This is a genomic window from Paraburkholderia terrae, assembly GCF_002902925.1.
Classification (GTDB): domain Bacteria; phylum Pseudomonadota; class Gammaproteobacteria; order Burkholderiales; family Burkholderiaceae; genus Paraburkholderia; species Paraburkholderia terrae.
The window spans coordinates 692,815-712,515 of record NZ_CP026114.1; the positions used below are offsets into that span (position 1 = coordinate 692,815).

General features: G+C 55.0%; 14 protein-coding genes and 1 pseudogene. 2 read left to right on the plus strand and 13 right to left on the minus strand.

The window, feature by feature from the left end:
- Positions 1-1,003: 1,003 nt before the first annotated feature.
- The 3 genes and pseudogenes from C2L65_RS47430 to C2L65_RS45070 form a co-directional block, all read right to left on the minus strand.
- Positions 1,004-1,255: an AbrB/MazE/SpoVT family DNA-binding domain-containing protein gene (locus C2L65_RS47430; RefSeq protein WP_427910224.1), complete on the minus strand. Its 252-nt coding sequence runs from the start codon at positions 1,253-1,255 to the stop codon at positions 1,004-1,006.
- A pseudogene (locus C2L65_RS45065) lies at positions 1,246-1,438 on the minus strand (IS66 family transposase); the annotation flags it as partial. The pseudogene C2L65_RS45065 and the gene C2L65_RS47430, both read right to left, overlap by 10 nt.
- A gap of 59 nt (positions 1,439-1,497) precedes the next feature.
- Positions 1,498-2,388: a LysR family transcriptional regulator gene (locus tag C2L65_RS45070; RefSeq protein WP_042309024.1), complete on the minus strand. Its 891-nt coding sequence runs from the start codon at positions 2,386-2,388 to the stop codon at positions 1,498-1,500.
- A gap of 102 nt (positions 2,389-2,490) precedes the next feature.
- Between C2L65_RS45070 and thrC the strand changes: the two genes are divergently transcribed.
- Positions 2,491-3,912, plus strand: a complete 1,422-nt coding sequence (thrC, locus tag C2L65_RS45075) for a threonine synthase (RefSeq protein WP_042309026.1) — start codon at positions 2,491-2,493, stop codon at positions 3,910-3,912.
- 250 nt (positions 3,913-4,162) lie between these two features.
- Here thrC and aspA read toward each other — a convergent pair whose 3' ends face one another.
- From aspA to C2L65_RS45125, 10 genes are all read right to left on the minus strand, one after another.
- Positions 4,163-5,578 carry an aspartate ammonia-lyase gene (gene aspA, locus C2L65_RS45080; RefSeq protein ID WP_042309070.1) on the minus strand — a complete coding sequence of 472 codons (1,416 nt, stop codon included), beginning with the start codon at positions 5,576-5,578 and terminating at the stop codon, positions 4,163-4,165.
- Between the two features lie 461 nt (positions 5,579-6,039).
- Entirely contained in the window at positions 6,040-7,194 is a 1,155-nt protein-coding gene (locus tag C2L65_RS45085) for a branched-chain amino acid ABC transporter substrate-binding protein (RefSeq protein ID WP_042309028.1), read from the minus strand.
- Between the two features lie 201 nt (positions 7,195-7,395).
- Positions 7,396-8,619 (minus strand): trans-sulfuration enzyme family protein, encoded by a 1,224-nt coding sequence (locus tag C2L65_RS45090; protein WP_042309030.1) that lies wholly within the window; start codon positions 8,617-8,619, stop codon positions 7,396-7,398.
- A 1-nt stretch (position 8,620) separates the two neighbouring features.
- On the minus strand, positions 8,621-10,027 hold the full coding sequence (locus C2L65_RS45095; protein WP_042309032.1) for an aldehyde dehydrogenase family protein: 1,407 nt from the start codon (positions 10,025-10,027) through the stop codon (positions 8,621-8,623).
- Between the two features lie 172 nt (positions 10,028-10,199).
- Entirely contained in the window at positions 10,200-11,174 is a 975-nt protein-coding gene (locus C2L65_RS45100; protein ID WP_233446748.1) for a PhzF family phenazine biosynthesis protein, read from the minus strand.
- A gap of 238 nt (positions 11,175-11,412) precedes the next feature.
- Positions 11,413-12,729: an MFS transporter gene (locus C2L65_RS45105; RefSeq protein WP_042309033.1), complete on the minus strand. Its 1,317-nt coding sequence runs from the start codon at positions 12,727-12,729 to the stop codon at positions 11,413-11,415.
- Positions 12,730-12,798: 69 nt separating this feature from the next.
- Entirely contained in the window at positions 12,799-14,280 is a 1,482-nt protein-coding gene (locus tag C2L65_RS45110) for an aldehyde dehydrogenase family protein (protein ID WP_042309035.1), read from the minus strand.
- Between the two features lie 83 nt (positions 14,281-14,363).
- Entirely contained in the window at positions 14,364-15,170 is an 807-nt protein-coding gene (locus C2L65_RS45115) for an aspartate dehydrogenase (protein ID WP_042309037.1), read from the minus strand.
- A gap of 765 nt (positions 15,171-15,935) precedes the next feature.
- Positions 15,936-16,658, minus strand: a complete 723-nt coding sequence (locus tag C2L65_RS45120) for a transporter substrate-binding domain-containing protein (protein ID WP_042309039.1) — start codon at positions 16,656-16,658, stop codon at positions 15,936-15,938.
- 110 nt (positions 16,659-16,768) lie between these two features.
- Entirely contained in the window at positions 16,769-18,031 is a 1,263-nt protein-coding gene (locus C2L65_RS45125) for a pyridoxal phosphate-dependent aminotransferase (protein ID WP_233446749.1), read from the minus strand.
- Between the two features lie 739 nt (positions 18,032-18,770).
- Between C2L65_RS45125 and C2L65_RS45130 the strand changes: the two genes are divergently transcribed.
- Positions 18,771-19,625, plus strand: a complete 855-nt coding sequence (locus C2L65_RS45130) for a fumarylacetoacetate hydrolase family protein (protein WP_042309041.1) — start codon at positions 18,771-18,773, stop codon at positions 19,623-19,625.
- Positions 19,626-19,701: the final 76 nt, after the last annotated feature.

Genomic DNA, 19,701 nt, shown 5'->3' on the forward strand with positions numbered 1-19,701 from the left:
GCGACGGTCGCTCAGAACGTCACCTGTCCTTCTCTCATTGCTCATCGAGAGCCGTCGTTCGCAAAACTTACAGAACAGGCGAAAGTAGGTCGACCGTCAAATGGTGGCGATGAAGCAGCTGTCCTTGAGCCTGCCCGTTCTTCGGCTGCTCGGCGCCTAACAGCTTACCCTCGCGTTACTCGAGCGACAGCAAAGTGTGGCGCGACAATCGGTATCCGAGACGCGCGACAAACAGATTGAGAATGTCGCGGGGGCATTGACGAGTCGATTTGTTGTCCGCGAGTGACGCTGCTGAGCGACTGTTCGACTCTGAAACCTGCCGTTGCCTTTCCGACCGTTCGACCGGCAGCAACGGGTCGCGAGTACTCGCTCACTCGCATTGCTACCTGACATTCGAGGCTACGACGGCGCGAACGTCGGCAAAGCGCCCATCAGCTGTCTCACAGTCGCCGACATTCCAACGTCGGCAATGGCCACCGAAATGCGCGCATTGGACATCGGACAGGTCACGCAGTGAACAAGCCGTTTGCGTGACAGCTTGGGGGGATGGGCAAGCGCCGACCGTTGCTCGCCCTCACCGGCCGAAATATCGCGCTGCAGAGCTGCCGCGGGCGATTCACCGGCCCGATTCCAACCCACGGTCCGCTCGCGACCCCGGATAGTCTGTGCAATGTCATCGCAGACGGATCACTCAGGCGCAACGGCTTATGCAGCAACGGTCTCAGCGATGCCGCAATGCGCCGAATCGAGATGGGAGAGTAGACGGATCACTGAATGAGGAGTCCAATCACCTCGACTGGAACCAAACCTAACCTCATGATTTTCAAGGAATAGTCTCGCGCCGGTCAAGTTCGGGATTATCACGGTTTTACAAGGGTTTCCGGGCGGTCCGCCTGGATTATGGGCGAGATTTGGGCACACCGTCGACCATATACTTGAGGTACGAAGCGTCTTCACGACCCAGAGCCCAACGCCCTGGTTGCGTTCGCGTTGTGCGCCATCGTCAGCGCCTCCAGACCTTCATGTCGTCCGTCGAGACGGTCGTCGACTCGGATCCAAGGATCCCTGCCAGTTCCTTGATGGACCGATTCTTCGCCCGCACGATGACCGTACCGTCACCTGTGAGATGCCATGCGAGCTGTGTGCCGGGCACCGCATTGAGTGCCGCCCTAACGCGAGCAGGCACGGTCGTTTGGCCCCTTGCTGTGATGGTCGATAAGTTGGACATCGCAACCTCCTTGCTGCCTGTAACCATATCTCGAAGGCATCCAGTAGAGGACGCGCCTGCTGCTGTCGGGTGCGTCGTCTCGTCGGGCGGCTTACCGCGAATCGTGGCCTCTATTGCATAAAACTCGCCGATCCTGCGCAACGCTTCGGTGTTGACCTCGTTCTTGCGTGCGACGAACAGATCGTGGAACTTGCGACGCGCGTGTGCCATGAGGAACAATCTCAAGCGTGTCACTTAACGGAAAGCGTTTCAGTCCCGCGCTGGCCCCGTCACGCCGAAGATCTTCCGCACTTGCGCAGAATGTCGCCCACCGATTTGAGTGGTTCGGCAGTCGAACGAGACGACTTGAACGCAAGGAAAGTGCTCCTCTTCATTGCGGGAGCAACATCTCGCACTTGGATGCCCGTCGCTATACTTCCTAGGTTCGAATCAAACGGCAAAATCGCCGCGCCATAGCCGGCCGCTACCAGACTTTTAAGCGCCTCGCCGTTGTTCAGCGCGATCCTTGGTTGGATGATAAATCCGGCCTGAGCAAACCACCGTAACGTCTGGTGGTACAACGCACTGCCCGGCTCATTTGTAAGCAGCGGTTGCTCCTGGAGCCATTCGGCCGTCACGCGCCGCGGTACAGACCAGTCGGCCGGCAGGTACGCAACAAGAGGATCTTCGCGCCAGCGGATAACCGTCAGCCCGGATTGGCGTTGACTGGCTCCGACGAGCGCGAAATCCAACTCGTCACCAAACAGCATTGCATTCGCCGTTGCCGTCGTCGTGACGGACAGTTCGATGCGGATATCTGGCCGGCGCATCGAAAGCTCCTGTAGTACGTTTGGCATGTGGTGCGCGATCAGCCCGGCCGATGCACCGACCCTCACAACGCCAAGCAAGCCTTCTCGGTGGTTTCGCACTGCCTCACTGGCACGGTCTGCGATCGCCAGGATTTCGCGCGCGTGTTCGATAAGAATGGTGCCAGCGGTGGTCGGGCTTACCCCCCTTCTGCTGCGCTCTAGCAAGCGAACCTTCAGTTTTGACTCCAGTTCTTTGAGATGCAGCGAGATCGTTGGTTGCGCCAGATTGAGCGCCGATGATGCACTTGCCAGCGAACCCAGGTCAACTACGGCAATCAAGGTGCGTAGCTGATCCAAATTAAATTCACGCATCAGAATTCCTGATGTTTCGTCAACATAAACTCAATTTTACTTCGATCAGCACCAGCGGGAAAATCCGAATCATCCCTGCACCAATCCCACCCGACCGATCCTATGCGATACATATCAACCAGAGGCGACCAGACGGAACGTACCTTCTCAGAGATTCTCCTCGAAGGGCTGGCGCCTGACGGCGGCTTGTACGTGCCGACTCATTACCCGAGGGTCGACGGCGGGACACTTGCAAAGTGGCGGACGCTCCCCTACCCAGAACTAGCATTGGAAATTCTCTGTCTCTACGTGGACGACATCCCACGAGACGATCTCCGCACAATCGTCTATAGAACCTACACTTCAGACATTTTCGGATCGCCGGAAATTGCTCCGTTGCAGCGGCTTGATGCAAGCGTCTCCCTGCTGAAACTATCAAACGGACCAACGCTCGCCTTCAAAGACATCGCAATGCAATTGCTTGGTAATCTCTTCGAGTACGAACTGGAACGGCGTGGCGAGGTGTTGAATATCCTCGGTGCAACCTCCGGTGATACAGGGAGCGCAGCCGAATACGCAATGCGTGGCAAAAAGGGAATTCGCGTTTTCATGCTCAGTCCTCACGGCCGCATGAGCGTCTTTCAACAGGCCCAGATGTTCAGCCTGCAAGATCGAAACATCCACAACATCGCAATTGAAGGTGTCTTCGACGACTGTCAGGACATCGTCAAAGCGATGTCAAAAGACCTCGAGACGAAGCGTCGCCTGCGAATCGGCACAGTGAACTCCATCAACTGGGCACGCCTTCCTGCGCAAGTAGTCTATTATTTTTGGGGATATTTTCAAGCTACTCACGACAACCAGGAACGCGTTAGTTTCGCCGTCCCTTCAGGAAACTTTGGAAACATCTGCGCTGCGCATATAGCCCGAATGATGGGACTACCAGTTGAACATCTCGTTCTCGCCACAAACGAGAACGACGTGCTCCACGATTTTTTTTGCTCAGGCGAGTATCGTGTGCGAAAAAGCCATGAGACGTTCGAGACGTCCAGCCCTTCAATGGACATTTCGAAGGCGTCGAACTTCGAACGCTTCCTCTTTGATGCCTTAGATAGAGACGCGATGCGCACACATCTTCTCTTCGCAGACGAACTCACGAAAGCGGGCAGATTCTGTGTTACGCCCAAGGAGTATGCGCACATTGCGACGTTTGGATTTGTCTCGGGAAAGAGTACTCATGCGGACCGACTCGCGACAATCCATGACACCTGGATGCAATATTCACTGATCATCGACCCGCATACGGCTGATGGCCTAAAGGTTGGCCGCGAAAAAGTATTACCCGGTGTACGAACAATCGCACTCGAGACGGCGCTCCCTGCGAAATTCCCTGACACGATACGGGAAGCCATTAATCGAGATCCAGATCGCCCGACGTCGCTCGCGGGCTTGGACTACCTACCGATGCGTTCAGTTTTTATGCCAGCACGTGTCGACAATGTTAAAAATTACCTCGTATCTCACTGCAACGATCGAGCACTTTAGGATTGCCGTATTCATTGAAGACGATAGAACAAATGTCGGGGTCCGTCGACGAACTCGAGCCGTGTCTATTCACAACCCCTCGTAGGCTACGAAGAAGCAGATCGGCGTAGCCTTTAACTCGGCGTTTCTCGCAAACATGCGACACGGATACCGCCCCAAGTAGGGCGGCATCCGTTACAGCTATGACCGATTCATTGTTCTAAAAGCACACATAGTCCGACTTCGCGTGCACGGGACAATTCCGCGTCACTCAACGAGCTCCAAATGCCAATGCTACTCGTGGCTGAGTGAGCATCTCAGGTTGCAAAATCTCGTCGAGTTGCACGCGCGTCAACAAGCCCTTCTCGATCACGATTTCTGGAACTCCGCGACCGGACACCAGTGCTTCCTGTGCGACTTGCGTCGCATTGTCATAACCAATATACGGATTGAGCGCAGTGACGATCCCGATCGAGTTCTCAACGAGCGAGAGTAGACGATCACGGTTCGCGGAGATACCATCAACACATTTTTCAGCGAGGGTCAAGCACCCTGCTCGAAGGTGCGCCACGCTTTTGAACAGGCTGTGTGCGATGATCGGCTCGAATGCATTCAGTTGCAGTTGACCCGCCTCCGCAGCGAAACTCACGGTAACATCGTTGCCAATCACCTCAAACGCGATCTGATTGACTACCTCGGGAATCACAGGATTCACCTTGCCAGGCATAATGCTCGACCCGGCCTGAACCGGTGGAAGATTGATTTCACCAAGCCCCGCTCGGGGTCCACTAGATAGCAGACGCAGGTCGTTGCATATCTTCGAAAGCTTAACAGCAACGCGCTTCAACACACCCGAGAGTTGCACAAACGAGCCTACGTCCTGGGTCGCCTCAACGAGATTAGGCGACGTGACGACGGGAATTCCGGTAATCTCGGCGAGATGCCGGCAAACAAGCGGCGCGTACTCGGGGGATGTATTGATGCCAGTCCCAATCGCCGTAGCGCCCAGATTAATTTCACAGATCAGCCTCGAGGCTTCGCGCAACCGCTCTTGATCTTCACCGATCATTACGGCGAATGTACTGAACTCCTGTCCAAGTGTCATCGGTACCGCATCCTGGAGTTGTGTTCGTCCCATTTTGACAATATCTTTGAAGCCCTCTGCCTTGCGCTCGAACGAGGATCGAAGCACACTCATTGCCTCAACAAGTTCGCCGATACCCATGTAAGTCGCAATTTTCAAAGCGGTCGGATACACGTCATTGGTGCTTTGACCCAGGTTTACATCTTCATTTGGATGAAGCACCGAGTAGTCACCTCGCCGGCACCCCAAATTTAACAGCGCCAAATTCGCGATCACTTCATTGGCGTTCATGTTAGTTGACGTACCTGCTCCACCTTGAATCACGTCAACCACAAAATGCTCATGCGCAACACCTGAGCGAACCTGCTGACAGGCATATGCGATTGCAGATTTCTTCTGCATATCAAGCAATCCCAGTTCATGATTCGCGAGCGCAGCTGCCTCCTTCACACATGCGAGAGCGACAACAAGATTCGGGTATGTAGAAATCGGAATCCCGGTGATTGGAAAGTTTCTCAGCGCTCTCAGCGTGTGGATTCCATACAAGGCATCGTCGGGCACGGCAAGATCGCCCAGTAGATCATGTTCGACACGTGTCGTCATCGGCATCGCAATACTCCTGGTTGCTGTAGTTCCCTGTTTGACTGGACCACATTTGACACCCTGCGGGTAGTCCCTCAGTGGACTGTCCCTTCCGGGTGCTTCCTTGAAACCTGGTTGGGAAACACGAAAAGGTTCGCGAGTGATAGCCGGAGAATATATCCCGACCTCTGTCGTGGCATCACCGAACGAAATGGTACGGAGTTAACGGAAGCACGCGATGCTAGTACGACATACTGTCATGCAAATTGAGCATTACCACTCAGAGTGACGAATTTTCAGGCGACAACAAACCGGGCGCCGATTGGATCGGACCTTTCAGATTCGCTTTTAGATTTACATGTTCAACCTAGTCGCTTTTACGCTGCGGCGTCCATATACAGCGTCGGAGGTCAGGCGCTAACCCTTGAACCTGCCTCCTGTCGCCGTATGGCTCGAACACTGAAGAATTAGCCGATCTTCAACTACATTGTGACCTCGTCAAGCAGCGTCTTCTTGCCACCAATATATCGGTACAACGAGATCACACCGTGCTGAAGGTCCCCTTTCGAATCAAAGGATGTTTCACCAATAACCCCGCGGTAGTGAGTAGCGGGCATTGCAGCAAGAATCTTCGATGGATCAGTCGAGCCGGCACGAACCATCGCATCGGCGATGATATTAACCGCGTCATAGGCGAACGGTGCATCGTATTCGACGACATGTCCAAAACGGCTCTTGTATTTGGCCTGGAACGCCGCGCCGCCCGGCATTTTTGCGATATCCCCCCCCGCCTGAGAGCACACGATATTGTTTGCTGCCTCACCAGCCAAATTCGACAACGATTCGGTGCAGATACCGTCTCCACCCAAAATTTTCGCCTTCAGTCCAAGTTGCATTGCCTGCTTCGCCATCGGACCACCCGTTGCATCGGTGCCGCCATACATGATTGCGTCAGGATTTTCGGATTTTATCTTCGTCAATACTGCGCGAAAATCTACCGCCTTGTCACTGGTCGCATCGTGCGACAAGACGACAAGACCTAGCTCCTTTGCGTGCTTCTCAAATTCACTCGCAAGACCTTGTCCATACGCGGTCGAATCATCCAAGATAGCGACCCGGCGAATATTTCCCAGCTTCTTGGCAAAATCAGCCAGCGCGGGTCCCTGCTGCGCATCGGTCGCGACTACGCGATAGGTTGTCTTAAATCCTTGCTGCGTATACGCAGGATTCGTTGACGACGGCGATATCTGAACAATGCCAGCGTCACTGTAGATCTTTGAGGCCGGGATCGACGTGCCCGAGTTCAAGTGGCCAACTACTGCCACGACCTTGTCGTCGACGAGCTTTTGCGCAACCTGCGTTGCGACGCGTGGGTCAGCCTGGTCATCCTGCGCATCGAGCTGCAGCGCCACCTTTTTACCATTGATCACCAAGCCCTTCTTGTTAATGTCCTCGATTGCAAGGTGAGCCCCGTTTTCATTGTCTTTTCCCAGATGAGCAATGCCTCCCGTGACCGGCTCTACACTGCCGATTTTCACTACCTCATCCGCATGTGCGTTCGTCGTAGTGACAGCCACCGCCGTCATGGCCGCCACAAGAGGAACTAGTTTATAGTTGCACATAATTTTCGCCTCCATTCCTAATCTCCGTCTTTTGGATTTATAAAATACTTAAAATTACTCTCTTTCAGAACATTTTATCCCAGCGCATATTTGCGTTATTTTTTATTCGGATTCCTATCTTTATTGCTAAAACGATAATCAAATTCTTTCCATAGTCAAACTCCGGAACGATCTTGCTTATGCTCACATCGCTCGATCGTCCGGTATAACCAATACTCAGAAAAGCGTTTCCGCCAGAGCCGCTTGAATGTCCGCAATCAGATCATCTGGATCCTCAAGCCCAACCGAGAAACGCAAATGCCCAAATTCGCGAAACGCATCTGGATAGCGGTCCGAGCCCCCACGCCCCGATTTTCCGACATGGACGATGAGAGACTCATCGTGGCCGAGTGAAACAGCGGACGTGATCAGGCGCAGGTTGGCAACAAAACGATTTTGCACATCAGGATTGCCCTTCAATGCGAAGGCCATGACTGCACCATACCCCATACCTCCAAACTGACGGGACGCCAGATCGTGCTGCGGATGAGAGCGCAAACCAGGGAAAACGACGTATGCAACCCTCGGATCCTTTTCAAGGAATTCCGCTATCTTTTGCGCCGTCGACATATGTCTAGTCAGCCGCAGCGGCAATGTGACGGACCCACGCATGATCAGCCATGCATTAAACGGAGAAAGTGAACCGCCCACGTCCACCAGCGCATCGCCTTTCAGCTTTCGCATAAATTCGGCTCGACCAGCGACGACTCCACCCATCGCATCACCGTGTCCATTGATGTACTTGGTCAGTGAATGGACCACGAAGTCGGCACCGTGCTCCAAAGCTCGAAACATCGGTGGGGGCGTGAAAGTCGCATCGATCGAGAGCATGGCTCCACAATTTTTTGCGATTGAGCTCAACGCTGCGATGTCGGCAACCTTCGTCGTAGGATTGGCAATTGTCTCCGCATGAATCAGCTTCGTGTTTGGGCGCACGGCAGCTTGCACGGCTGCGAGGTCACTGATGTCAACGAACGTCCCTTCGATGCCGTAACGTTCCGGGAGCAGTTCTTCAAAAAGACGCCATACAGCCTCGTAAGTGACATCGCTGACGACGACGTGATCGCCACTTCGCAGGAACGTAAAGAAAATCGCGTGAAGCGCTGCTACACCGGTGCTAAAAGCGACGGCCTCTTCTGCTCGCTCCATCGCCGCCAATTTTCGTTCCAGACAAAGCTGATTGTGCCCTGAGTTTCGGTTGTAAAACAACTTCTGCGAGTCTGACCAGTCAAGCGCGGATGGATCGTCTGGAAGCTTGTACGAATTCGCCATCACGATTGGCGTGCGAATAGCGCCTGTCGTAACATCGGTCACGTTCCCGCTGTGCACAGCCTGACTAGCAAACGAAAGAGTCTCCGGTTGATCTTTGTCGGGCCGTTGTTTGAAGTTTCTAGCGTCCATACTATCCTCTGATACATACAACCTTAGTTTGAGTCATCTCTTCATACGCGAGCCTGACGCGTTCTGGTCCGAACTTACCGAGCATGCCCGCGCCGGAGCGCATCGCGCCACACCGATAGCTGGCGGAATCGTTAAAGATCACTGCATCCGCCTGGAGGCTCTCAGTGATATCTAATGCGGACTCGATGTCTCTTGTAAATATGTTGATCTGGTAACTACGATGCATTCCAGCGGCAAGCGTAATAGCCTCGTCTAGCGTATGCACACATCGAAGGACGGCTATCCGAGTTAAACCCTCCCACTGCCAAAGCTCCGATTCGTCACACACATTTTCGAGCACAGTTGGCGCGTAAACGGAGCCATCACGGGTGTTTCCGCACAATATTTTCGTGCCCTGACTAATCGCTACATCGACGAGGGATTTCATACGTTCTGCCACGTCGACGGAAATCATTGGGCCAACGTCTGTCTCTGGCGACGCGGGGTCACCGGACACGAGAGTCTTGGTCTTCGCAACGAAGCGATTTTTAAATTCCTCGTAAATGGTCGCCTGTACGAGGATATGCTGGATACCAACAGAGCTTTGACCGGCCGTGCCGTAAGCCGTCGATATGCACGATCTAATTGCCGCGTCAAGTTCGCAGTCACTCATGACGATAGCCGAGCGGGTTCCGTCAAAATCCATCGCAAATCTTTTCAACCCGCCGGCACCGGCTATTTTTTCTGCATCATTCAGTCCACCACTGAAAGAAACCATCCTGACGTCTCGGGATGAAACGAGCGCCTCTACCAGGGCGGAGCCACCAGTGGCTACGGTCACTATTTCCGAAGGCAATCCAGCTTCTATCAAGTAATTGACGAGCCTGATCGCGGATAGAGGCGTGTATTCAGATGGTTTGACAATGACCGCATTAGCTCCGGCAATTGCTGGGCCGAGCTTACGCGCAATCAAGGCAAGCGGATCGCAGTATGACGCGATTACTACAATGACGCCGAGAGGTTCACGAGTGAACCACCCACGACGGTCTGACGATCCATCATACGCATCAAAAGGGATAACTTCACCGGCATTTCGGCGAACCTCAGAAGCCGAGAGCCTTAGTGTATCGACGCATTCCAGCACGTCATTGGTCGCTTGGGTGATCGTCTTGCCGCTCTCCGCGACAATGAGATCCGACAAGGACGTTACGTCTTGCAACATGCGAGTCGCACAGCGCTCGAGTATGCTGGCCCGTTCATAACGAGGAATTCGACGACAAGTATGAGCTCCCTTCTTTGCCGCCTCGATTAGCAGGTTGGCAATGCCCGCTGGAATATCCGCGACTATCCCCAATTCGCTTCCATCAAACGGACTGGTAACCGCAATAAAGCCCGAGGATAGATCAAGAGGACGTATTGGACCATTCATGTCAGAGCAGCTCCTGCCACTTTGTGTGTTCCACCGTCGGCTGTCAGGGTGGGAACACCACGACCTCAGGATTATCGTGATCGATCGAAATGCTACCGTTGCCAAAACGACTCCGATCGACCACCTAAATCACCAAAAAATCTCGGCGCGACGGCAGAGATTTGCGCCTGCATCAAAGCTCGAAATGACCGTCGATGCATGTAACGCACACGCCGCCAATGTTCACATCTCCGTGCCCATCGACACTGACGTGTACTTTCCCTGCGCGGCCGACGCGGCCTCCCTGCGAGGCGACATATGTCCTTCCCACAGCAGGCAACATGCCGCGCGCCCACTGAAAAGAGGCCACGCTGGCATTGCCACTCCCGCAGACAGGGTCTTCCTCTACTCCGCAAGAGGGTGCAAATGTGCGAACTTCAATATCGGTCTCTCCATTCTGGAAAGCACCGAATACCGTCAACCCGGTGACACCCAAGCGAAGCTCTAACTTGGCCAATTCTGCAAAGTCCGGTTGCAGATTGAGTACGGAATCCGCATCGTGCATCTGGGCGATGATCCATCGAGGGCCGACATTGAGAATCGCAGGTGATGTCTTTTCGTTTACTTTACGTCCGACAATAGCGGTCAACTGCGCGACATCAGCGGCTTCCATCTCCTCGACTTGCGCACCCGGAAGGCGAAAAGAGATCTGGCGCTTTCCATTCAGTTCTCCAACCGTCAAATCGACAAGGCCAACGCTGCACTCCTGGACAAGTCGCCCATTCGGCCGCATCGCAACACGTTCAGCTTCCAGGAGTGCATATGCGCTACCGATCGTAGGGTGTCCCGCAAAAGGGAGTTCGCTTCGCGGAGTGAAAATACGCAAACGATAATCTGCTTCGCTCGTTGTCGGCGGGAGGACAAACGTTGTTTCGGAGAGGTTCGTCCATCTCGCGATAGCCTGCATCCCCTCTGCGTCCAAGCCTTCCGCATCTAACAACACCGCCACCGGGTTTCCCCGGAGCGGTCGATTCGTGAAGACGTCAACTACCTTGTACGATCGTTTCATATTCGATTTATCAAACCGCAGGGCCGCCGACGGCATTCGTCGCAACCAAAGAAGCCGCTGTTTCACTGTCGATGACGACACAGGATCGGACCGGGCCACGCGGCGTCTTCCCGACACGATCTCTATTTGCGCATCGTAGCGCGTGCGGTTCGACCGTAACAGTCACAATCATCCACTGAATCGACCAACACAGTTCCGTCGAAGTCTTTCCCTCACGTCAGTATGCGCGACCGACGGTGCTATTTTTACGGGCGTCCTCCAGCGGAGAGCGCCCGTCCCTTCATGCCGGGTCGAAAAAGATCGACTCCACTGTGTGTACCGTCGACAGGGGCATTCTTCAACGGTTCACGATACGTTTGGGCATCACCAGCGCAAGCGCGCAGCCAGCGAGCAGGCACACACCAAACGTAATCACACCGGCACTCATGCTATGCGTCTGATCTTTCATCCACCCAAGGAAGTAGGTGCTCGCAAATCCACCAAGGTTGGCGATCGAGCAGGCAAATGCAATGCCTGCGGCCGCGGCAGTGCCTTTGAGGAATGTCGAGGGTAGCGACCAGACAACAGGCATCGCCGCCGCCGCCCCGGCGTTCGCGATCGATAGCACTAAAACCGTTGCGAAGGCGCTTCCCGAACAAAACGCGCTAGCAATGAGACCGAGCGCCGAGCACAGTAACGGCACTGCAACGTGCCAGCGTCGCTCGCGAAATCGGTCTGAACTGATACCTGTCACCAGGACCATCGCTACAGCGAGCGCATTAGGAATCGCCATCAGCGCACCGATCTCGCCGGTGCTCCTGACGCCCGCTTCGCGCAACATCGTGGGCATCCAGAAGCTGATCGAATAGAAACAAAGCAGGATGCAGAGGTCCAGATAACCGACAGCCCACACTTTCGGATCTTTGAATGCCTGCCCGAGTTGATGGCCTTTCTTCTCCTCTTGGTCAGTTCCAATGTCCCTCTTCAGTCGCGCAATTTCTGCGGAAGTGAGAAAGCGCGCATTGTCGTAGTTCCCCGGGAGAAATATATAGACCAGGATGCCGAGTACCACTGAAGGCAGCGCCTCGAGAAAGAACAGCCATTGCCATCCCTGCAGACCGTGGACACCATTGAAGTACGACAGAATCCATCCAGATAGCGGTGCGCCCAGCAGACTGGACATAGGCAAGCCGACCATGAACAGCGCAACGATCCGGCCGCGTCGGGCGTCAGGAAACCAATATGTCAGATATAGCAGCGCCCCAGGTAGAAATCCTGCCTCGGCCAGCCCAAGGAGGAAACGCACAGTATAGAACTGCCCTGGCGTCTTCACGAACATCGTGAGGCCCGAGAGTATTCCCCACGTAACCATGATGCGAGCGATCCAGAATCGCGCCCCGACTTTATCCAGTATCAGGTTGCTTGGAACCTCAAACAGAATGTAGCCAACAAAGAACAGTCCTGCACCCAGGCCGTAGACAGTCTCGCTAAATCCCAAGGAGTCGAGCATCTGCAGCTTGGCGATGCCGACATTCACACGATCAAGAAAGGCGGCGAAGAAACACAGGCATAAAAATGGGGCGAACCGCAACGTAAGCTTGCGATAGAGGCTGCGCCCGGTCTGGGTGTCATGCTCAAGTTCACCCGTCGAGGCCTTCAGCGAAGATGTCGACATGTCGTATCCCGGAAGAGATCATGGAAGACGCGCGTCTCGCGTCGATTCAGCGAGACGCGCAACAGGACATCACGAATAGTTGATAACGAGAAGCTTGATTTCCGACATCTCGTCCATCGCGTAACGGGTACCTTCGCGGCCGGTTCCCGACTCCTTCCACCCGCCAAACGGCATGTTGTCAATGCGGTAGATCGGCACATCATTGATCATGAGCCCACCTACATCCCACGTCTCCAGAGCAAGGAAAGCGCGTTGCAAATCTCGCGTGAACAGGCCGCCTTGCAATCCGTAGCGGGAATCATTGGCGCGCTCCAGCGCTTCGTCGAATGTGCGATAGCTATTGAGCGTCAGTACCGGCCCAAAGATCTCTTCGTCTTCAACCAGCATGCCCGCGCGCGTATCCGTAAGCACCGTAGGTTGCACGACCGCGCCTACGCGAGGGCCGCCCGCCAGCAGACGTGCTCCTTCCGCCCGAGCCGCATCGATCCAGCTCTGGATACGCATCGCTGATTTCTCGTCGATAACCGGACCGACATCGATGCCCTCTTGCATCGGGTCGCCAACGCGACACGCGCGAACCTTCTCGATCAGCTTCGCCTCGAACGCCTCCCGGACGCTTTCATGCACGAGGATGCGCTGCACGCCAATGCAATATTGGCCGCCAAACACCACGCCCCCGCGAACACAACGCGCTGCTGCGAGGTCGAGATCTGCGTCTTCAGCTACGATGACCGCACCGTTGCCACCAAGCTCCAGTGCAACCTTCTTTTGGCCTGCAATCGACTTGATATGCCAGCCCACCTTCGCACTTCCCGTGAAGGTCACCATCGCAAAGCGCTCGTCTCGAACCATGGACTCCGCGAGCGGAATGCTGCAATGGCACACTTCAAGCGCACCGTCTGGCAGGCCGGCGTCGCGCAGAACCTCCTGGATCAGACGGCTTGTCAACGGCGTCTGCGGCGCTGGCTTCAATACCACTGCATTGCCAACGGCGATCGCGGGCGCGACCTTGTGCAGCACGAGATTCAGAGGGAAATTGAACGGCGAAATTGCCAGGATCAGGCCAATCGGAAACCGCCTCGAAAGGCCTACACGGCGGCGCATCCCGGCCAGTTTGTCGAAATCCAGTGCCGACAGTGCCGTGGCCTTGCCGCTTTCGTCCGTTGTCTGATACTCGAAGACGCCGGCATCAACGTCGAGCGGTATCTCTTCGCCATGACTGCGCCTGGCTTCCGCTGCCGCATTACGCAAATTGAAAATGCCGCGTGACACTTCGCCTCTGGCGTCGTACAGCGGCTTTCCCGATTCCGCCGCAATAGTACGTACGAATTCGTCGCGCCTGGACTCAATCAGGTCTGCTGCACGGTGGAGGATGTCTGCACGCACGAAACGCGGCATACTGCGCATGATCTCAAAAGCCGCTTGCGCACGCTTGATGGATCGCTCGACAGCATCGGCGTCGGAAATGGGCATCTGGCCTACGATTGAGCCATCAAAAGGGCTCCGTACGACGTCAAATTCCATTGACTCCGTATTCAAATCGTTTTTCATCAGTACTCCTTAGGTCACTGGTTTGATCGAGTACCACTTATTGGTTCGTAGTGACAGAATCTCGCGAAAGATTCTCGGCCCGACTACGCGACGACTAATGTCTGATTAAGGTTGGCGATTGCACGCACCAAACTATAGGGCGCAAGCATCGAGGTCTTGGGATTGCTGGGAAGCGTCTTGCCGGTAACGGAAACGTCAATCTGACCGAAGTCTCCTTCCGCCTTGATTCGGTGCGTGTTACCCGCTGCGTGAGGATCAGCATGCAGCACTACGCTAGTCCGATCGAAGCCAACGCCAGCCAGGGCGACCGCTGCGGTTACGTTGGCGTTTTTCGGAAACAGGCGCGCCGCATCTCTGGCCGTGCCTTCGAATACCACGGTGGACTGCGTGACATCATCAAGAGCGACCATCTCCTCGGCAGGCGTGCCACGCCAGGCGCCCGGTGCCTTGTGCGATTCATATCGAACTTGGTTCAAACCAGCGAGTCTGGCTGCTCCAAGCGCATCTAACCCACCTAGCGCGCCAGAGGGAATACGCAGGCGTCCTCCGCCTTTCGTGGCAGCATCGATCAATAGTGTCTCGAGAGAGTGATCTGCCAACGCACCCACCGATGCCACAAGCAGATCGCGACCCGCTGCCAGAACGGACGGCCCCAGGTTTCCCAGTGCCTCGTGACCCGCACATTCGACGATGAGGTCGAGGTCATCATCCAGCAGTTCGTCAACGCTATCGATAATCCGCGCTTGTGCACCGAGCGTCTTGCGTGCAGCGTCCCGAAAATCGGCACGCTCGTACACCGCCTTAACGGTCACGCCGGGGACATGTCGGCCCACAAGTTCATACAACAGACTTCCTATCGCTCCACAGCCTATCAATCCAACGTTCATCATCTAGCCTCCAAGTCCGCTTGCATCGGTTCGTTACTCGCTGATGACTGCATTTAACGCGAGCCAATTTCCGCAAGGAAGGTGTTAGAAGTGACGATAACCATCACCAAAACAGAACACCGGAATGGCAAGTAGCGAACGAACCTCAAGCGTGGGAGCGTCGGGGTGGAGCTCAGACCCCACCCGTCTGATTGATCAGACAACGTGCGCGTAACGACCGCGCACGACGTTTGCCGTTACCAGAAAACTGAGTTTCTGCGAATGGCCAGTGGGTATGCTTGCGAGCCATCGACTGGATATGCTTACATTCATGAAAAACTAAAGGTGGCCTCGGTCGGCGCCACCCACGAATCACATGATCCGATGAGATGTGAACCCAGCCGCATTCCGCGTGTCACAATGAGGAACAGGATGCGTAAGCGAGAGTCGACAGGCAGACGAAGCGCATTCGTCGCCACGGTGACTTGGTACACGCAACGACCATATGGGAGAGTCTGGCGTACTGACCTACTGGAATTTGCGTGTTCGCGTGCTGGCTGCCATGAACGTATCAGCGCTCAATCGATGTCGCACGCCACCACTGCGCCTGCGTGCCTTTCCGGTTGCACATTGCGTGCGAACCTGTTCTACGTGGTGGTTTCGGGCCACGCCTGTGCAAGACGAGTTCGCACTCTGCAGACGTTCGCTGACCCACCTGTGCAGAATGGGTCAGCTCTCTTTGATTCGATCGTCGAGACTCGCAAACGAGCAAGGAACCTCAACTACCGCTCAGTTCCCGTGTGCGACCACACTATCGATCTCAGCATTAGTGATCCCGTACTTTGCCATGCGGGCACGATGATCTGGCGAGCCGAGGTACTTGCGCAGCTGCTCATTGACGGCCTGTAGCAACGCCTGATTACTCTTGCTGCACGAAAAGGCGCCCACCGGAACTTTTCCGTCGCCGCTCTTCTCATGCGCGACAGCCTCGAAGCGACTTTCAGCACCGGCAAGAGCGCGGTTACCAACTGCGGTTGCTGCGTACGCGTCGATCTTCCCTGACAGCAACGCTTCGAGTGCCTCGTTCTGCCCATCGAAGATCACAATCTGTTCCTCGCTTACGCCTGCCGATTTGGCCGCGTCGATCTGAACAGTCGCTGCAACCACGCCGAGACGTGCGTCAATCTGTTTCGCCAGCGCTGAATAGCTCGTCAACCCACTCGGGTTGCCTGACGGCAGAAGGAATCCATCCACGAGTGCCCAGACGGGTGTGCTAAACGCTACGCGCTTGGCACGCTCAGCGGTCACAAAAATCGGGACATTCATGTCCCACCTTCCCTCCTGAACACCGGGAAGGAGCTCTTCGAACGAGGTCGGTTGATGCTCAATGGAAGTCACACCGATCGCCCGAAGAATCACGTCGGCCAACTCAATGTCCGAGCCTGTCACTGATTGATTCGAGTCTGTCCAGTAAAAAGGGGGTTCCTCAAGATACGCGATTCTTACTTTCACGGAAATACTCCATTTGGAAAGCGGTGAGGCATTGCCTCACCGATGCTTCGATCAAGCCGGCTAATGTATCGGCTCCTGTATTTCTCAACAGGTCCGGTGCTGCTGCCTGCTTAGCGTGCCAAAACAGTGTCCAAAACGGTCGAAAGCGCGGTCAGTGCAGGTCCAAGCCGTGCGAGAGGCAGGTAACCAAAACCAAGCCGGAACGCCCGGTTGCTCTCCCCGAACCAGATTCCGGACGCCAGCTGCAGGTCATGATCCGGCAATAACTCCCAGAAACGTGAGATGGCAGCATCGTCAAACACCTCACCACGCAAGCGGACGCAACACAGAGCACCGGCATCAGGACGAACCCACTCAATCCTTTCGCGCTCGCGCTCACACCAGTGCGAAAGTTCCTCTAGTGCTGCTGCAAGCAACTTACGTCGCTGCTCGAGCACCCCTTCCCGATTCCGCAATAGTGCAGCTGCGAGTGCCTCGTCGAGTACTGATCCGGAGATCACGGTGTTCATTTTCGCAATCGTTAGCCTAGACCGAAGATCGGGGTCAGCAACCGTCAGCCACCCAGTCCGCAAACCTGGGGCGCCGAGCGCCTTCGACACCGACGCACCGGTGACGATACGTGGGTCGAGTCCTGCAAAGCTCTCGACCGCCGAATCGCCTCCATAAGTCGCTTCTCTATAGGTTTCGTCAACGAAAAGTATTGCTTCGGGAGAACGGGCCTTCATCAGTGCGAGAAGACTCTCTATCTCAGATCGAGTTGCCTGCACGCCGCTAGGATTTTGTGGAGATGCGATACTTACAAGCCTGGTTTTTGTCGACAACTGATCTGCGATCTGCTCAAGATCCAGCCGATAGCCAGTCTCAAAGGAAAGTTTGACTTCCCGAACGGTCACGCCCGCTCCTAGCAAACAGTCGCGGCTCGGTGGGAAGCATGGCGTGGCGAGAACTGCTTCATCCCCAGAACGACATACTTCGAACGCAAGGAGAAACAAGCCGAGTGCGGTGCCCTGCGTGGTAATAATCTGCTCAGCTGGAACCTTGCAGGCTTCAGAGATGGCATCACGCAAGGCCACGCTACCGGCGGAGCGCCCGTAGCCCAACTTCAGGTCGCGAATATGTTCCAGTCCCGGGAGATCGAGGAGTTCTCCGAGTGTCAAATCCTGCGATGTACTCTCTGCAAGATTCAGCGGGCGATTGACGTCGAGCAGCGAAATGATCTCATTCCGTGGAAACCGACCGCTCCACGCTGACGTTTCCTTTGTGCTGGACATGCCTTCAATACTCCCGTTGCGATCCCTTTCAACATTCATTGAGCGTCTGCCTTGCGTTTGGTGTGAAAACTGCACCGAGCGATCCGCCGCGAGCAACAGCAAGTCTCCAGCTCATCTCTAACGAGGACGAGTTACACGCCATCGTCTTACTGGGACTGTGCCCGTTGGTCATGCGGCCTGAGCGCAACGCATGCATCGTATCGCCGCAGCGTGGTTCGTAACAGTCACAATTTTCATCGGAATCGACCATCACAATTCTCGCCGCTCGTCCCCCAACCCGCTTGCATATTGTCCAAATGAGAACTCGACGCGACGCATTACCAGTCGTTGTGACGCGCTCAACTCAAATTCTCTGAAAATGAGACCACGGGAACCCAGCTTACCCGCATCCGGCTACAGTCAGCTCAGCGTATAAAACCTATGGTCAGTCATCATACTCATTGGCTCTCGATGCGCACCTCCTAACAATTGTGATGATCGAATCTACGAAAACTGTGACTGTTATGGTCAACTCATCAGCGTTACGATGCGTGCTTGACAGGTTCGCGGGATCGACGCACGAACCACCGCGACACGCTTTTCTTTGCCTCTGCGCATATTGCACGACGTGCAGGTCGGTTTCGCTGCGTCGCAGGTACGTAGGTGCGTAGTCTCATCACGCACATTGCATTTCCTACCAAGTCATCGTTCGCAACCGGAGTCACGAAAGTGGTGCGTCATCACGGTGCGGACCTCGACAACTGATCGATAGAAACTGCCATATTGCCAATCTGCTTACCATCAATTCGGGTTATCGATTGGCGCTTTTTGACAAACGTGCACGGACACAGAAAGAACCTCAATGAAACTTGTTCGATTCGGTCAACCTGGTGACGAACGCCCAGGCATCCTTGATTCTTCCGGCACGCTCCGCGACGCAGGCAGCTTGGTCAGTGATTGGTCGGGAGATGATCTGATGATTGCAAACCTCAATCAACTATCGAGTCGAGATCTTTCAAAACTTCCTGAGGTGGGCGCGGGTTCGCGTCTAGGCTGCCCGATAGCGAGGCCAGGCAAGATCGTATGCGTTGGCTTGAATTATGCCGATCATGCGGTTGAGACGGGATTCGATCTGCCAATCGAGCCGCTGGTATTTTTCAAGTCATCAACTGCACTTACTGGTCCCTCCGACGTCATCAAGATTCCCAAGACCGCTACGGCAGTGGATTGGGAGGTCGAGCTTGCAGTTGTGATCGGCGCGCTTACCCGCAACGTGCGAATCGAAGACGCAGCCACAACTATTGCCGGCTATGCTGTCGCTAATGACGTCACTGAGCGGCGCTGGCAATTTGAACGCGGAGGTCAGTGGAGCAAGGCAAAGAGCGCCGACACCTTCGCTCCACTCGGGCCGTGGCTGGTGACCCCTGACGAGCTCCCAGCTTCACTAGACCTCCGAATCTGGCTGCAAAAGAACGGGGAGCTTAGGCAGGATAGTCGTACTAGCAAGTTAGTCTTCTCTGTGAATAAGATCATCGCGCATCTAAGCGAATTCATGACTTTACTGCCAGGCGATCTCATTTTGACTGGTACTCCGCATGGAGTCGCTTTCAATAAGGCGAACCCCGACTATTTGACCGATGGTGACGTGTTGACCTGCGGGATCGAGGGTCTCGGCGAACAGCATTGTTCGGTTCAGGCAGCCCAAATCGTTGAATGATACGGCAGATGATTCGAGTCATACTGCCGCCTCGTAATTCAAATAGCGAACGGCTAATAGTTTGAGTAGCGACACC

Coding starts and splice junctions, on each gene's coding strand:
- C2L65_RS45110 (WP_042309035.1), bottom strand. CDS start 14,280: ATGAAAAACGATTTGAATACGGAGTCAATGGAATTTGACGTCGTACGG.
- C2L65_RS45105 (WP_042309033.1), bottom strand. CDS start 12,729: ATGTCGACATCTTCGCTGAAGGCCTCGACGGGTGAACTTGAGCATGAC.
- C2L65_RS45090 (WP_042309030.1), bottom strand. CDS start 8,619: ATGGACGCTAGAAACTTCAAACAACGGCCCGACAAAGATCAACCGGAG.
- C2L65_RS45095 (WP_042309032.1), bottom strand. CDS start 10,027: ATGAATGGTCCAATACGTCCTCTTGATCTATCCTCGGGCTTTATTGCG.
- C2L65_RS45085 (WP_042309028.1), bottom strand. CDS start 7,194: ATGGAGGCGAAAATTATGTGCAACTATAAACTAGTTCCTCTTGTGGCG.
- C2L65_RS45070 (WP_042309024.1), bottom strand. CDS start 2,388: ATGCGTGAATTTAATTTGGATCAGCTACGCACCTTGATTGCCGTAGTT.
- C2L65_RS45130 (WP_042309041.1), top strand. CDS start 18,771: ATGAAACTTGTTCGATTCGGTCAACCTGGTGACGAACGCCCAGGCATC.
- C2L65_RS47430 (WP_427910224.1), bottom strand. CDS start 1,255: ATGGTTACAGGCAGCAAGGAGGTTGCGATGTCCAACTTATCGACCATC.
- aspA (WP_042309070.1), bottom strand. CDS start 5,578: ATGACGACACGTGTCGAACATGATCTACTGGGCGATCTTGCCGTGCCC.
- thrC (WP_042309026.1), top strand. CDS start 2,491: ATGCGATACATATCAACCAGAGGCGACCAGACGGAACGTACCTTCTCA.
- C2L65_RS45115 (WP_042309037.1), bottom strand. CDS start 15,170: ATGATGAACGTTGGATTGATAGGCTGTGGAGCGATAGGAAGTCTGTTG.